The sequence below is a fragment of the Pseudomonas sp. BNK-7 genome (genome assembly GCF_048072025.1).
GTDB lineage: Bacteria > Pseudomonadota > Gammaproteobacteria > Pseudomonadales > Pseudomonadaceae > Aquipseudomonas > Aquipseudomonas danubii.
In genome coordinates this window covers 2,710,160-2,724,777 of the sequence record NZ_CP182252.1, presented here as the reverse complement: position 1 = coordinate 2,724,777, position 14,618 = coordinate 2,710,160, and the positions used below count along the sequence as shown (strand labels likewise).

Sequence of the window (14,618 nt, the reverse complement as noted above, 5' to 3'; positions counted from 1 at the left end):
GGTGCACGCTGCGGCGCCCCGGGAGCCGGTCAATCGATAGTGAACAGGTTGCAAGTGCCCGGCGTGCCAGGGACAGTCCCTGGCAGCCGGGCCGAGGTCTTGCCGACGCGCCTTAGTCCATCAGGCCGCTGGACACCCGGGCCGACGAGTAGGAGCCGTGGTTGATGCCGATCTGGTCACCATACGTCTGGAAGTAGGCCCAGACGGTATCGACCTTGCCGGTGGATTTCGAGCCTTGGATCTGCCCCTCGTTCACGCCCACCAGCCCACCCAGGGTGGTACGCCAGCCGCCACTGACGCGGCCACGGGACTCGGAGTTGACGATCCGCGACTGGTTATCGCCGACCAGGCCCCCGACCTTGCTGTGCCAGGTTCCATGGACATTGCCAGTCGCCACGGCACGCTCGATGACGTGGTTGGAGTAGTTGGAGTTGAAGCCCACCAGTCCGCCCACCGAGCTGTAGGTATCGCCAAATACCTTGCCATGGGCCTCGACCGAGACCAGGTCGCCATCGTTGTAGCCCACCAGCCCGCCAATATTACTGCTGGCATAGCCCTCCACCGCGCCCAGCGCCTTGGCATCGTAGATCAGGCCACCAATGTTGCTGCCGACCAGACCGCCGACGTTGGCCTTCGCCCCTCCCTTGACCTGTCCCTTGGCCTCGATGTAGCCGCTGATGGTGCTGTCGTCACTTTTTCCAACCAGCCCGCCCAGATTCATGCCGGCCAGGTCAATGACATTCCCGGTGGCCTGGACGTTGCTGACCACGCTCTGGTTCTGCTGCGAGCCGATCAGCCCCCCAGCGGCCTCGCTGCCCACCCCGTAGACGTTACCGCTGGCACTGGACCCGCGGATGATGCCTGAGCGGTTGAACCCGACCAGGCCGCCAATATGACTACCCAGCGCGCCGTACACGGTCATCGAGGAACGGGAGCCGGTAATGGTGCCGTCCTGGTTATTACCCACCAGCCCGCCCAGGTTCAGTCCCTTGTAGAGCGGATTGTAAGTACCGATGGTGCCCTTGCTCGACGAGTCGGCAATCACGGCGCCCTTGTTGACCCCAACCAGTCCTCCGGCGCCGCCCATGGCCTGTTTGAACATCTTGGTGGTGATATCGACATGACTGGAACTGCCGCTGATGAGACCGGCCCTGACACTGCCGAAGCGGTTTTCCCCGGCCACGCCGCCGATGGCCGTGGTATGGGCGCCGCCGTACAGCGAACCCGCTATCGAAGAGTCCTTGATCGACCCACCGTAGTTGACCCCCACCAAGCCGCCGACCTTGTTGCGCTGGTCGCTATTAGCGGAGACCTGCATATCGCTGGCACTGACCCGTTCGATGCTGCCGCTGTTGCGCCCCACCAGACCGCCAATTTCACTGAAGCCGTTGCGGCTGTTTTGTCCGTTTACGGTGATCGAGGCCAGCTTCAGATCGCTGATGCTGCCGGAGGACTGGCCGAACAATCCGGCATACAGGCCCGAGCTGTTGATGGTGAAGCCACTGATGGTATTGCCCAGACCGTTCAAGGAACCGGTGAACACCTGGTCGCCGCCAATCGAGTTGATGCTCCCCGAGCCCTTGATCTGATTGCCCAGCACATAGTGGTCATCGAGCTTGTTGCCGATGGCCTGCAACTGCTGGCTGTTCTGGATCACTTTGTGCTGCTTGCCATTGGCGTCAAACCCGGCGTCGCCTCCGGACAAGGTCACCAGTCCCTTGTCGCCCACGATCAGTTGCTCGCCATGATTGACCCCCAGACTGTTGCTGGTGCCGGTGAGGCTCACGTGACTGTCGAGCCGGACCGACTTGGCGGCGTTCAGTTCCAGACGCGAGTTGGTCCCCGTGGCGCTGATCCGTTGATTGACCTTGACGTCCTTGGCAGAGGTCAGGGCCAGTTGGTTGCCGCTTTTCCACTCGACCGCAGCGGCCACCGCTACATCGCCATCGCGGCTACGCAGATCAACGTTGGTGTTGTTCAGGTTCTGGGAGAGCGTGCTTTCGACCAGGGTCGGGTTGCCGGGCTCACCCGTGGAACCCACCTTGACCTCATTGGACTCGACGATCCAGGTGCCGGTACGACCGTTCCTGGAGCGGGTATCGACCTCGGCGTTGAGTTCGACCCGGGTGACCGCGCCCGAGGTTTGAACTGTACCGCCGTTGCCGTCGGTGGCTAAGGCGTTGGCCGTCAATTTGCCCCCCACATTGACCACGCCACGCTCGCCGCCATCCAGAACGATGCGTCCATCCTTGTTGGACAGGGTATTGGCCTCGATCACGCCCTGGTTGTTGACCACCGCCTGAGTCAGCGCATTGGAGTTCTTGGCCAGCATCAGCACCTGGCCGCCATCGGCCTTGAGCAACGACGTGTTCTGCGCCAACGCATCCGCGGCGGCACCGTTGATCTGCAAGCTGATCAGATTGTCGTTACCCAGGCTCAGGGTGAAATCGTTGCCGGCCCCCAGGGCCACGGCGCCCTGATTGGCGACGATTTCGCCGTTGTTGCGCACCCGCGCGCCCAGCAGCGCCACGTAGCCGCCATCGGCAGCAGTGATCTTGCCGTCGTTGATCACTTCGACCGCCGACTTTCCGGTGAACTGGTAGCGACCGTTATTGAAGTCATCGTCACTGATGCCACGGGTCGAGGCCACCAGGCCGCCGACGTTGACCTGGGCGCCCTGGCCGATCAACACCCCGTTGGGGTTGATCAGAAACACCTGGCCGTTGGCGTTCAGCGCGCCCTGAATGTTGCTGGCCTTGAAGCCGGTCACCCGGTTCAGGGCGATGGACTCGCGTCCCGGCTGGTTGAAGGTCACCGATTGATTGGCGGCGATGTTGAACTCGTTCCAATTGGTGATCAGCTTGTCGGTCTTTTGATTGATCACCAGGTTGTTGCCATTGACGTCGTAATTGGCACTGCCGGAAACCAGCGTGCCGCCTTCGGGCAGCGCCATTGCCGGCGTCAGTCCTCCCAGGGCCAGCAAGCCGGCTGCCATCACCAGCAACCCCTTGCGCCCACCACTGCGACGCCGGCGCCGCGCGCCCTCGCAGGTTACGCTCCAGCGACCTTGGGCCTGGTTCCATACCAACGCATAAATCTTGTTCACAATGACTCCTTATTGACGTTTAAACGCCCTGCTGTTTTTCGCAGAACGGCACTACTTCCAAAGCACACGCAGGCCTTTAGAAAAACTGTGTCGCGCTCACCCATATCCGCGGGGTGCGCTCGGGACCGTCCCCGGCCTTCTGGTTATCCAGGGGCCAGGCACTGCTCAGGTTGAGTTGCCGCCGCTCGCCGCTCCAGCGCGCCCCCAGGCCCGCCGATTGCAGGCGCTGGGTGTTGATCTCGTTTGTCCAGGGCAGGCGGTTGACCTGCACGTAGCCCTTGTCGGCAAACAGGCTCAATTGCCAGCCGGGTGCCAGGGCGTAGCCCAGCTCCAGGCCGGCCTGCCAGCCCTGGTCGCCAATGCCGGCGCTCAGGGGATAGGCGCGCACCCCATAGGGGCCGCCCAGCCCCATCTTTTCCGAGCTGTCGAGGTTGGCCGAGGTCCACTGGGCATTGACCTGGGCATAGAGCTGGAAGCGGTCGCCCAGGCGCTGCAGGCGCGCAACCTGCAGGTTGGTCTTGGCGAAGCCGCCGCCGGTGGCGGCGGTATAGCGATCCAGGCGCTGCTCAAAGGCGTCATCGAAGGTCAGGCGACCCGAGCCGTAGGACAGGCTGAACTGGTTGTAGCCACCGCCGAGAAACCGGTCCTGGCGGTTGCCGCCCAGGCTCAGGGTCCACAACTCGATGTGCTTGCGCTTGCTCAGCTCGAACAGGTCGATGTCATCGCGCAGCTGCTTGTTCTCGTACTGCAGTTGCGCACTCAGGTCGAAGGTCCGTCCCCGCAGAATCGGCTGGGCGAGGAAGACACTCTGGACACTGGCCTGGCCGTTCATCTCCAGCTTCTTCACGCGTTTTCTGTTGAGCTCGTAGCTCATGTGCGAATAGGCCGCACCGACCCGGGTCGACCAGGGCCCCACGGGCAGTTGATAGGCGCCGCGCCAGTAGCGCTGGTCCCGATCGCTGCCCAGCAGGCGCAAGTTGATCTGGTCCCCCAGGCCCAGGGGGTTGTTGAGGTTGAAGCTGCCCCCCAGGCGGAACTCGCCGGTGTGGTAGCCGCCGAAGTTGTCGGCCTCCAGGCTGCCACTGGCCCAGGGACCGGGCTGTGCCTCCACCAGCAGATCGCTGGTGCCGGGGGCCTGTCCCGCACGCAACGTGCCCTTGACCCGGACCCCGGGCAGATCGTTAAGCAGCAGCAGGCTGCGCTCAAGGTCCGCGCTGTTGACCGCCGCGCCATCGTCCAGTGCGGCCAGCGGCCCACGCAGTACGCCATCCCGGGCACGGGACTGGTTGCTCAGCTCGACCCGGCCATAGCGACCTTCCATGACCTCGATGCGCACCACGCCGCCATCGACTTCCTGGGCCGGCAAGAAGGCCCGGGCCAGCAGATAGCCCTGTTGCTGGTAATGGGCGGTGATGCGCTGCGCTGCGTCACGCAAACCGCCCAGGTCCAGTTCTTGACCGCGCAAATCGTCCAGCAGCGGCTGCAGGTCCTGATCGCTGAACACCTGATTGCCCTCGATGACGAAGGCCTTGACCTGCAAGCGCACACCCGAAGTGTCCGGGGCCGGCGTCGAACGCTCGGCCTTGGGCACATCCAGTTGCACCTCATCGGAGGGCCGCGGCAGCGCTGGCTGGGTGGCTTCGATATCCCGTATGGCCTGTCCGACGCTGGGCACCTGGACCCGCATCTGGGCCTGCGCCAGCACGGGCAGCAACAGCGCCAGCAACATCCCCGGTCGCAGCGCCGACGGCACTCGCAACCGCTCCGCATCTCGCTCTTTGCATCCACCGGCCGGCAGCCCGGCTGCCGTACCACTACAGGTGTATTTGCACACTTCCACTCAGCGTCTCCCCGCTGTCTAAAACCACTTGGTATCGAATTTCCGCCGCGCCGCCGCTCAACACCGGCGCGGCGGACAACGGCAGGCGCGCCGAGCCGAACGGCTCGACGGTGATGCCCTGCACAGTCATGGGTTGGCGCGGGTCGCCCACATCCACCCGAGCCAGGGACACGTAGTACGGCGTCGGATTGCTCACGCTGAGCGCCGCCTGCTCTGCCTTCTGCAGGCTCCAGCGCAGCTGGCGCGCCGCCTCGTCGGCGCGACCCGGCAGGCCCTTGGGGCGATACAGCAGCTTCATGCGCAGGCGGTAACTCAGGCTCAGTTGGTTGCTGCTCAAAGGCCGCAGGGACGGCACTTCCAGAAAGTTGAGCCAGAACACCGACTCGCGATCGACAGGCAGCGGTTCACCGCTGTAACGCAGCGACAGGACGGAGCTCTGCTGCGGATCAAGCCGCGAAAGCGGGGGCGAAAGCACGAATGGCACCGCCAGCCGGCTCGGATCGACCGAGGCATCGCCCTTGTCCAGCCAGGTCTGCAGCAGCAGCGGCGCCGTCCCGAGATTGCCGACCCGGATGCTCAAGGCCGCCAGCCCCTGGGGATAGATAAAGCGCGTGCCGACAATCGACAGATCGGCGCGCACGCCCTGGCTGAACAGCAGCACCGCCGCCAACAGGCACACGCAACGCACCACACAAGCAAGACTGCTACTCAAGATGCAGGCTCCGTGGTGATGGCGCTCTGCTGCGCCCAGCGGTGACACGGCAAGTCGAGCAGAAGCGAATCGTTGCCCGGCTGCGCCGCGGGCGCCGGCAATACATAGTCGATCAGGCACTGCTCGCCAGGTCCTTCGCCCCACTGCACACGGATGCGGCCCCGGTCCTTCTCACTGCGCAGCACCAGGCGACTGCCCTGCCCCACCGCCCCCAGCTCCTCGCCGCTGTCGGCGTCCAGGGCACTGGCGGCAAAGGGCAGCGGCGCACCATCGGCCTGCCGGCTGTCGATCAGAAACGCCCGGGCCTTGCGGGTCGGGTAGGACAGCCTGACCACGGCCCCCGCCCGGGGCGCGACATTGCGCGAACTGACCTGCAGCTCGACATCCTCATCCATGCCGCTGGGGTCCAGGTCCACGGTATTGAGCTGATAGGGCGCCAGGCTCGGCAGCACCGCATAACCTTGTCCGTCCACCTGCGTACCGGCGTAGCCGACACTGGCGCCCCTGGCATGGGGGGCATGCACCAGGGCTGCGGTTTCACTCAGGGTCTGGGACAGGGTCAGGCCCCCGGAATGCAGGAGCATGCCGCCGGAGGCACCCAGCGACTGGGCCCGATAGTCACGCCCCTGGGACAGGCTCGAACTCAGGGTCACCTGCGGCAGGTAGTAGCTCAGGTTGGCGTTGGTCGAGGTTTCCCGCGGCTGGGCATCATGGGACACCGAGACGCCATAGGACGCCGTGTCGTGCTCGCCCAGTGAACCGGAAATGCCGCTGGAGTAACGGGCACCGGAATTCCGGTCGTGACTGGCAAAGGCATTGGCCAGGGTGGAACGCCCGGCGACGCCCCCCAGGGGCAGCGACAGACTGAGGCTCCACAAGGTGTTCTCACTGCGGGTGCGACGCCCCGAGAACTGGCTCGAACCCTGGGTACGCTGGACGCTCAGGGCATAGCTGAGGCCGCGCCACTGATGGTTGTAGCCCATGGCGTAGTTGCGGGCCTGACCGCGGCTGTTCCAGTAGTTGAGGGAGGAGCCGTTGAGGTAAAAGTCACCGCCGAGGCCATCCACCCGCTGGTTGATCGTCACATCCAGCCGATCGCGGACCCGGGCGAAGTCTTCGAAGCGCGCGCCTCGGTTGACGAAGTCCTCAAGGTCGATGGCGTCCCGCAGGCTCAGGTAGCCCCGGGTGGAATAGCGATAGGCCAGCAACGAGAACTGGGTGCCGCTGTCATGCAGGTTCTTGCTGTAGGAAAGACGCAGGCTGGTGCCCTGCAGGTTGCCATTGCGCGGCACCTGGCTGCGGGACTGGGTCAGGTCGAGACCGAAACCTCCGAGCTCGGTGTTCAGCGCTGCGCCGATCAGGCCGGCCATGTAGCTGCCGGTGAGCGAGGCACCGGCATAACCGGTGACCTGGTTGTCCAGCCCGCGTTGCAGGGTGCCCTGGGCCACATACTGGTGCAGGCCACGCCCTCCGGCCCTGATCACTTGACCGCCGGTCAGGCTGTAGCGGGTGACGCCGGGACGCAGATGGCGGGCCATGGTGGCAAAGGGCACGGTAAAACGCTGGGTACGGCCATCGGCCTCGGTGACCGTCACCTCCAGGTCACCGCCAAAGCTGGCGGCCTGCAGGTCGGCAATCTCGAAGGGGCCTGGGGCAACGGTGGTTTCATACACCAGGTAACCACGCTGCTGCACCGTGACCTTGGCGTTGGTATTGGCCGTGCCGCGCACCACCGGGGCGAAATAGCGCTGAGTGGTGGGCAGCATGCGTTCATCGCTGAACAACTTGACCCCGCGAAACGACACCGAATCGAACAGCTCGGAATCGGTCACGCTCTCCCCCACCAGTAATTGCGAACGCCAGTCGGTCAGGTCGGTCTGGCCGTAGATATAGCCCCGCTGATAATCGCTGCCGCTGTCGGGCGACCAGGACAAGGTGCCGCTGTGACGCAGGCGCAGGTTTCCCAGGTTCAGGCCCATGCTCAATCCGGCATAACCGTTGGTACTGCGCTGGCCACGGCTCTGGGTGCTGAACAGGTTGGTGCTGTAGTTCAGCCGGGCAGCGTTGATGCCCGAGTCCCAACTGGCCGGATCGACATAGCTGGAGGCAACTTCAGGCAGCACGAACAGCTGTGGAACCGAGAGTTCAAGCTGCTGTTCGGCCATGTTGACCCTGGTGGTGACGTGGGGGATGTAACTGGCAAGGTCCCCGCAGAACAGGCCATCGCCTTGCAGCGGATGGCTGGCAGGCGCCAACGCGGCGTCGGCTTTGTGCAGGTCGATGCCCAATTGCGTGAGCAACTCGCGGTCGTAGCAGGGCTGGCTGCCCTGGGGGTCAGCGCTTTCGCGCAATTCGATCTCGATCAGCCCGCGCCAGGCGCCACTGACCCGCACATCCAGCAGGTACTTGCCCGGCGCCACGTAACCCGCGCGCTCGAAGCGCTGCGTGTCGATGAGGGTTCCCGGCCCCTTGAACAGCATCTGGGTATCGAAGAACACCGGACTGTTCTGCGACGTGTCGCCGGACACCTCCGATAGCACGGTTTGATCAGCGGTCGTCGGCTGGGCAGCCACAGGAGCCGCCAGCCCCAGCAGCCCGGCCAGCACCGACAGTGCTCGCAAGAGCCGGGCCGGAGCATCGCCAGGACAGACTCGCGCAAGCACAGGAAAACCCAGCCAGAAGGGCTGCACACTGAACATAATCGATACCAATGCACTCAGCGTTCAATAACCAGGGCCAAGAGCGGAGTTGAATTAACAGGGCAACTAGAGAAGGTTCTTTTCAAGCGGCACCCGGCCACCGAAGTCATTGACCACTTCAAAGCGCACAGCCGCATTGCGTGGCGCTCTTTCAGCGCTTGCCGGCCAGGCGAAGGACTCCCGACCAAAAGGCGCGACCATCCCGGTCCCCAGGTCGACGGTGCGTCCTTGCACTTGCACCTCGACCTTGCTGAAAGACAGGTAGTAAGGCGTTGGATTGGATACCTGGATGACCGGACCTGCGGCCTGGTCTTTGGCCACTCCCGCGGGCTCAAACTTCCAACTGAGTTTTTCCACCGCCGAGTTGACATCGACCTTCAAGTCCGCAGGACGAAAGAACAACTTGATCCGATGACGGAAGGTAAAGGCCAATCGGTTTTCATCCTGTTTCTGTTGGGGCGGAACTTCCAGAATGTTCAGCCAGTACAGTGACTCACGATCAGCGGGCAACGGTTCTTTCGAATAACCAATACGCAGTACCGCCGCGGCATTGGGCTCCAGGCGACTGAGTGCCGGTGTAAGTTGAAAGGGCACTTTCATTTCTTCCGGCGCCTTACTGGCATCACCATCATCAATCCAGGCCTGAACCAATATCGGCATGCTGCCTGGGTTATTCATTCTCAGTGTCACATCACGCGCACTCGCCGGATAAACCACACGAGTGCCATGAATGACTATTTCCGCATTGACTACCGAAGAGAACAAACTCAGGAAGAAGGCGCCGATAACGAACGTTTTAAACACATGCGCTTTCGGCGCCATGAGCAACTCCTTATGTAACTGACAGCTGTCAGTTGTACGTCACATCGAAGTTGATATTGGAGTCGGCACGACCTTCAACGATTGTGTCGCTGACCGCCACATAAGAGGCCTTGAACTTCAGCACGGCCTTGTTACCGATAACTTCGGCAACCTGCTGATTGTTGTTTTCCGACAGGTCGATTTTCCCCGGCGTGGCGCCGTTGTTGTGAATCTGGATCTGCACGCCCGAGGCCGAACCAGAACCGCTGTCGATCAGACGCAGGTTGCCGGTGGCGTTATCAATGAAACCATCCTTGTGGAAGCTGACGGCGGCTTTGGAGCCGTCGGTGCAGCCGCCGCCACTGAGGTTGATGTTGAATTCCTTGAATTCGGAAGCCGTGCCGATGCCACCGGCGAAAACCGAAGGCAGGACGTTGCCGAACTTGACCGTGCCGGTGTTCGCTCCGGATTCGTTGGCATCGACCTGAACCTTGCAACTGACACTGGAGATCAGGCCTTCGAACTTCACGTTGCCGGAGTTGACACCGGTTTCTGCGTAGCTCAATGCCGGAGTCAGTGCCGCAAGCAGCAACCCGGAGGTCGCCATGGATGCAAAAGATTTAAGTTTCATCTGATTCCCTATTATTAAAAACCGTCTAAGAGCACAGTATTCAAAACAACTTCGCCCTCCCGAGACGTACAGCCTTGCTGAACTTCGAGCCAACGAGACATGAGTTGAACACCACAACAACCTCGATCAACCGCTCTCGCCCATAATAAAATGCATATTGACAACAGGCTTCTGCATTCCATCCGGAGCGGACATTACGATACCGACTGCCCTCTTCTTTTAGAATAACGACCAATCTTCATGTAACAAGGAGCACTCTCTAAATGAACAAGATTTTTCTCGGAAACTTGTACTACTTAAAAACCACTAAACACACTAAAAACAGCCAATAAATAAGACACTTCTTATATAGAGCCCCATAGACTGCAAACACGCGATATACGACAGAGATTCAGCGCTGTAACCAACTGATCAAGTGACGGTCGGCCGCTTCCGGACCTAAGTGCTGGGCAAGCCCCGAACGTCCGCCCAACGAAAAACGCCCGGTGCATTGCACCGGGCGTTTGGCCAGAGTTCTCGACAACGCAGCCTGTGCTGCAAGCGCTCACAACGCGTTTGAGCGCCCCGAAACAGGGTGCGCAACTGCGGCCATGGGGCGCACCGGACGCGGGTCTTCCTGGCCCTGACGCAAGCGCAAGGCCGCCAGCGCCGCCACCAACAGCACCAGGGCAATGGCCTTGAGGCCGTTCATGGCATCGCCGGTGCTCATTTCGATCGCCCCCATCACCGAGGGGCCGACAAAACCGCCCAACAGTCCGCAGGAGTTCACAAAGCCCAGGCCTCCCGCCAGGGCCGCACCTTTGAGCCGTGACGCCGGGTACAGGAAGATGATCGACTGCACCACAAAGAACATCAGCGCCGCCACACAGAACCCCAGCAGGCTGAACACCGGCCCGGAAAAGGCCGCAATCAGCAGCCCGGCCGCCATCGTCAGCAAGCCGCAGACCAGCAGTCGCCGTGCCCGCTGCGCGCTGGTGGCCAGCCGTGGCAGGCTGATCGCCCCCAGCGCCGCGACGATCCACGGCAAGGAGGTCAGCAGGCCGACGCTCATCAGGCTCAGACTGCCGTACTTGCCGATGATGCTGGGGAGGAAAAAGATCACGGTGTAGATGGTGATCTGGTGGCAGAAGTAGACAAAGATCGCCAGCAGGATCTGCGGCGTAAAGCACTGCCGGAACGAATGCCCGCCCTGCCCTGCCCCCTCATCGGCTTCGTCGGCCAGGCGCTGCTCGATGCCCCGGGCCTCCTCGGCGCTCAACCAGGGTGCGCGGCTTGGACGGTCCGGCAGGCGCCGCCAGACCACCCAGGCGAAGAACACCGCCGGCAGCCCTTCGAGCAGGAACATCCACTGCCAACCATGCCAGCCCAGCAAGCCGTCCATCTTCATCAGCGCGGCGCCCAGCGGACCGCCGATGATATTGGCCAGGCACACCCCCAGCAGGAAATAGCCGGTAGCCCGGGCCCGTTGCCGGCGGTCGAACCAGTAGGTCAGGTACAGCATGACCCCGGGAAACAGGCCGGCTTCGGCGATGCCCAGCAGCAGGCGCAGTACATAGAAGGAGGTCTCGCCCTGGACGAAGGCCATGGCGGCGGAGATCAGCCCCCACGTGACCATGATCCGGGCAATCCAGAAGCGCGCGCCGACCTTGTGCATGATCAGGTTGCTGGGCACCTCGGACAGCGCATAGGTGAGGAAGAACAACCCGGCACCCAGGCCATAGGCGGCAGCGGAAATACCCAGGTCCACATCCAGTTGGTGCTTGGCCAGGGCGATGTTGGTGCGGTCGAGAAAGCTCAGGACATAGGCCGCGATCAACAGCGGCATGAGTTTGAGAAACATCAGGCGGGTCACCTGTTGCGGGTCCCGGGGCGCTGCTGTGGTTGCAGTGTTCATGGGGCATATCCCTTTGTAGTTGTTATGCGGGATCGTCAGCGGGCCTGGAGCCAGGGCCGCTGACACGGACCTTCAAGGGTCAGAACGCGACGTGCTCACGCCCCTTGAGCCCGAGCAGGGCCCGGGCTTCATCCGGGGTCGCCACACGACCGCCCAGGGCTTCGATGACCGTGCGAATGCGCCGCACCTGATCGGCGTTGCTGGCCGCCAGTTTGCCGGGGCCATCCCACAGCGAGTCCTCCAGGCCGACCCGGGCATGGCTGCCCATGGCCAGGCCCATGGTGGCCAGGGGAATCTGATTGCGCCCGGCGCCGAGGATCGACCAGTGATAGGCATCGCCAAACAGCCGGTCGGCGGTACGGCGCATGTGCGCCAGATCCTCGGGATGACCACCGATGCCGCCCCGCAGGCCGAACACCGACTGGATGAACAGCGGCGCCTTGAGCAGGCCGCGCTCAAGGAAATGCGCCGCGGTATACAGGTGGCCGATGTCGTAGCACTCAATCTCGAAGCGGGTGCGATTCTCGGCACAGGCGCTGAGGATATGGGCAATATCGCGGAAGGTATTGCGGAAGATCCGGTCGTCGCTCTCCTCCAGGTACGGCCGCTCCCAGTCGTGCTTGAACTCGGTGAAGCGGTTGAGCATTTCGTACAGACCGAAGTTCATCGAGCCCATGTTCAGCGAGGCCAGCTCCGGCTTGAACTCCAGCACCGGCTGCAGGCGCTCCTCGACGCCCATGGTGGGGGCGCCACCGGTGGTGAGGTTGATCACCACGTCGCAGGCCTCCTTGATCTGCGGCAGGAAGCGCCGGAACAGTTCGGGGTCCTGGCTCGGCCGCCCGTCCTCCGGGTCTCGGGCATGCAGGTGCACGATGGCCGCACCGGCTTGGGCCGCAGCGATGGCCTCGGCGGCGATTTCTGCGGCGGTGATCGGCAGGTGCGGCGACATGGACGGGGTATGAATCGCCCCGGTGACAGCGCAAGTGATGATGACAGGCGTTTTTCCAGACATGACGGTACTCCGACTTTTATTCTTGATGAAAAAAATCCCTGGGTGTCGCTGATGGAATTCACCGCTGACGACCTTCAGCGGTGCGGATCGCGGGCGCGGCTAGAGGTACTCGACGTTACCGTCGACGCTGATCGCCTGGCCGGTGATATTGCGAGCCGCCGGCGAGCAGAGAAACAGCGCCATGGCGGCCACGTCCTCGGCGCTGACCATGCGCTTGAGGGAGATCTTGTTCAGGTACTCCTGGCGCATTTCGGCCACCGGCACCCCGGTCTGTTCGGCCCGGGCCTGAATCACCGCGTCCATGCGCGGGCCCTGGACTATCCCCGGCAACAGCGCATTGACCCGGATATCGCTGGCCCCAAGCTCGGCCGCCAGAGACTTCATCAACCCGACAATGGCCCACTTGGTGGCCGCATACGGCGTACGCCAGGCATATCCCAGGCGCCCGGCCACCGAGGCGATGTGCAGCAGATGGGCATTGGCCGAAGCCTTGAGCAACGGCACTGCGTGGTGGGCAAAACGGTACTGCGCGGTCAGGTTGATATCGATGGTGCGCTGCCAGTCGGCGTCGCTGACGGCATCGATGCCGGCCGTGGGCCCGGCAATACCAGCGTTGTTGACCAGCACATCGAGCCCGCCGAAGCGCTCCACCTGAAGCTCGAACAGCGCTTGGATCTGTGCCGGATCAGCGACATCGGTGCGGGTCGCCAGCGCCTCGGGGTAGCGATCCCGGAACGCCGCCAGGGCCGCCTCACTGACATCGCAGACGTGCACCTGGGCGCCAGCTTCGAGATAGGCCCTGGCCAGCACTTCACCGATGCCCGCCGCGCCGCCGGAAATCATCACCCGCAAGCCTGGGTAAGGCTGTAAACGCTGCAAGATGCTCATGCCCGACCTCCTTTGAGCGCCGCCGCACCAGGCTTCTTGGCCAACAGCCGGCCCAGGGAGTCTGCCGCTTGCATGATGTCGTCGGTGACGGCCGCTCGCACTCCCGGACCATCGCCGGTGGCCAGGGCTTCGACGATGCGATTGTGGGCTTCCATGGAACGTTGCAGGTGGGCCTGGTCCGGCGCCACCAGGGCAAAACACGGCCCCATGTGCAGCCAGAAGTTCTCCACCGCGGCCATGGTCAGCTCGGCTCGGGCCACGGCATAGATACGTCGGTGAAAGGCGAAGTTGGTCCATAGGTAACGGGACACATCCACCTCATCGGCAGCCTTCTGCATCTGCCGGCACAGATCGGTGATCTCCTGCAGATCGCCCTCTTGCAGATGCTGCAGGGCCTTTTCCGCCAGCAGCCCTTCCAGGGCCACCCGTGCATCACGGATCTCCCGCAGACGCTCCAGCGTCATCATTCGCACTCGCAGGCGGGAAGTTTCCGTGACCTCAAAGGCATTTTCCGCGCTCAGGCGCTGCAGCGCTTCGCGCACCGGCATGGGGCTGGAACCCAGGGCTTCGGCCAGGCCACGAATGGTCAACTTCTGGCCGGGCTGAAAACGCCCACTCATCAAGGCTTCGCGAATCTGCCGGTACACCTGCTCCTGCAAGGTATCGCGAGAAACCTGACGCAACGTGGGAAGGGGGATTGGGCCTTGGGATATAGGACCTTCAGACATGGCATCTACCTGTGTTGTGGTTCTTGTGCTCGACAATATGTGATCACAAATCAAATATGTCAAACATCAGGATTTGATCCACAGCCCGTCATGAAGGGCAAATTCATCACTAAAATATTTCATAAATTCCGCACTGCGGAACAATATTCCGTATTGACCACACTATTCATTGATGACAGGATTATTTTCGCCAAGTGATTCAAATAGCGGAATAAAGCTATCCGTGACTGGGATGTTCTGCTGGTCACCCTCAACGCCATACCGCGCCCACCGACCTCTCGCTGCCCTTCACCCCGGAGACTGCTGC

The 14,618-nt window shown here is 62.6% G+C and carries 10 protein-coding genes; all 10 read right to left on the bottom strand.

Features of this window, described 5'->3' with window-relative positions:
- Positions 1-112: 112 nt before the first annotated feature.
- The 10 genes from ACMGF8_RS12710 to ACMGF8_RS12665 all read right to left on the bottom strand — a co-directional run bounded on the left by ACMGF8_RS12710 (position 113) and on the right by ACMGF8_RS12665 (position 14,296).
- Positions 113-3,106: a GLUG motif-containing protein gene (locus ACMGF8_RS12710; RefSeq protein ID WP_416759823.1), complete on the bottom strand. Its 2,994-nt coding sequence runs from the start codon at positions 3,104-3,106 to the stop codon at positions 113-115.
- 76 nt (positions 3,107-3,182) lie between these two features.
- Complete coding sequence (locus tag ACMGF8_RS12705; protein WP_416760303.1) at positions 3,183-4,835, bottom strand: ShlB/FhaC/HecB family hemolysin secretion/activation protein; 1,653 nt, start codon at positions 4,833-4,835, stop codon at positions 3,183-3,185.
- A gap of 85 nt (positions 4,836-4,920) precedes the next feature.
- Positions 4,921-5,658 (bottom strand): fimbria/pilus periplasmic chaperone, encoded by a 738-nt coding sequence (locus ACMGF8_RS12700; RefSeq protein WP_242553912.1) that lies wholly within the window; start codon positions 5,656-5,658, stop codon positions 4,921-4,923.
- Complete coding sequence (locus ACMGF8_RS12695) at positions 5,655-8,357, bottom strand: fimbria/pilus outer membrane usher protein (RefSeq protein WP_347402719.1); 2,703 nt, start codon at positions 8,355-8,357, stop codon at positions 5,655-5,657. Before ACMGF8_RS12695 ends, ACMGF8_RS12700 begins: the two co-directional genes overlap by 4 nt.
- 66 nt (positions 8,358-8,423) lie before the next feature.
- Positions 8,424-9,179: a molecular chaperone gene (locus tag ACMGF8_RS12690; protein WP_416759820.1), complete on the bottom strand. Its 756-nt coding sequence runs from the start codon at positions 9,177-9,179 to the stop codon at positions 8,424-8,426.
- A gap of 28 nt (positions 9,180-9,207) precedes the next feature.
- Entirely contained in the window at positions 9,208-9,789 is a 582-nt protein-coding gene (locus ACMGF8_RS12685; protein WP_102861617.1) for a fimbrial protein, read from the bottom strand.
- 544 nt (positions 9,790-10,333) lie between these two features.
- Positions 10,334-11,683, bottom strand: a complete 1,350-nt coding sequence (locus tag ACMGF8_RS12680) for an MFS transporter (protein ID WP_416759818.1) — start codon at positions 11,681-11,683, stop codon at positions 10,334-10,336.
- 79 nt (positions 11,684-11,762) lie between these two features.
- On the bottom strand, positions 11,763-12,695 hold the full coding sequence (locus ACMGF8_RS12675; RefSeq protein ID WP_102861616.1) for a 3-keto-5-aminohexanoate cleavage protein: 933 nt from the start codon (positions 12,693-12,695) through the stop codon (positions 11,763-11,765).
- A gap of 99 nt (positions 12,696-12,794) precedes the next feature.
- Positions 12,795-13,583 carry an SDR family oxidoreductase gene (locus ACMGF8_RS12670; protein WP_207167224.1) on the bottom strand — a complete coding sequence of 263 codons (789 nt, stop codon included), beginning with the start codon at positions 13,581-13,583 and terminating at the stop codon, positions 12,795-12,797.
- Positions 13,580-14,296: a GntR family transcriptional regulator gene (locus ACMGF8_RS12665; RefSeq protein WP_102861729.1), complete on the bottom strand. Its 717-nt coding sequence runs from the start codon at positions 14,294-14,296 to the stop codon at positions 13,580-13,582. Before ACMGF8_RS12665 ends, ACMGF8_RS12670 begins: the two co-directional genes overlap by 4 nt.
- Positions 14,297-14,618 lie beyond the last annotated feature (322 nt).

Bases quoted from the DNA above. Each gene is read 5' to 3' on its own strand.
- ACMGF8_RS12705 (WP_416760303.1), bottom strand. From the start codon at position 4,835: ATGTTGCTGGCGCTGTTGCTGCCCGTGCTGGCGCAGGCCCAGATGCGG.
- ACMGF8_RS12695 (WP_347402719.1), bottom strand. From the start codon at position 8,357: ATGTTCAGTGTGCAGCCCTTCTGGCTGGGTTTTCCTGTGCTTGCGCGA.
- ACMGF8_RS12690 (WP_416759820.1), bottom strand. From the start codon at position 9,179: ATGGCGCCGAAAGCGCATGTGTTTAAAACGTTCGTTATCGGCGCCTTC.
- ACMGF8_RS12685 (WP_102861617.1), bottom strand. From the start codon at position 9,789: ATGAAACTTAAATCTTTTGCATCCATGGCGACCTCCGGGTTGCTGCTT.
- ACMGF8_RS12680 (WP_416759818.1), bottom strand. From the start codon at position 11,683: ATGAACACTGCAACCACAGCAGCGCCCCGGGACCCGCAACAGGTGACC.
- ACMGF8_RS12675 (WP_102861616.1), bottom strand. From the start codon at position 12,695: ATGTCTGGAAAAACGCCTGTCATCATCACTTGCGCTGTCACCGGGGCG.
- ACMGF8_RS12670 (WP_207167224.1), bottom strand. From the start codon at position 13,583: ATGAGCATCTTGCAGCGTTTACAGCCTTACCCAGGCTTGCGGGTGATG.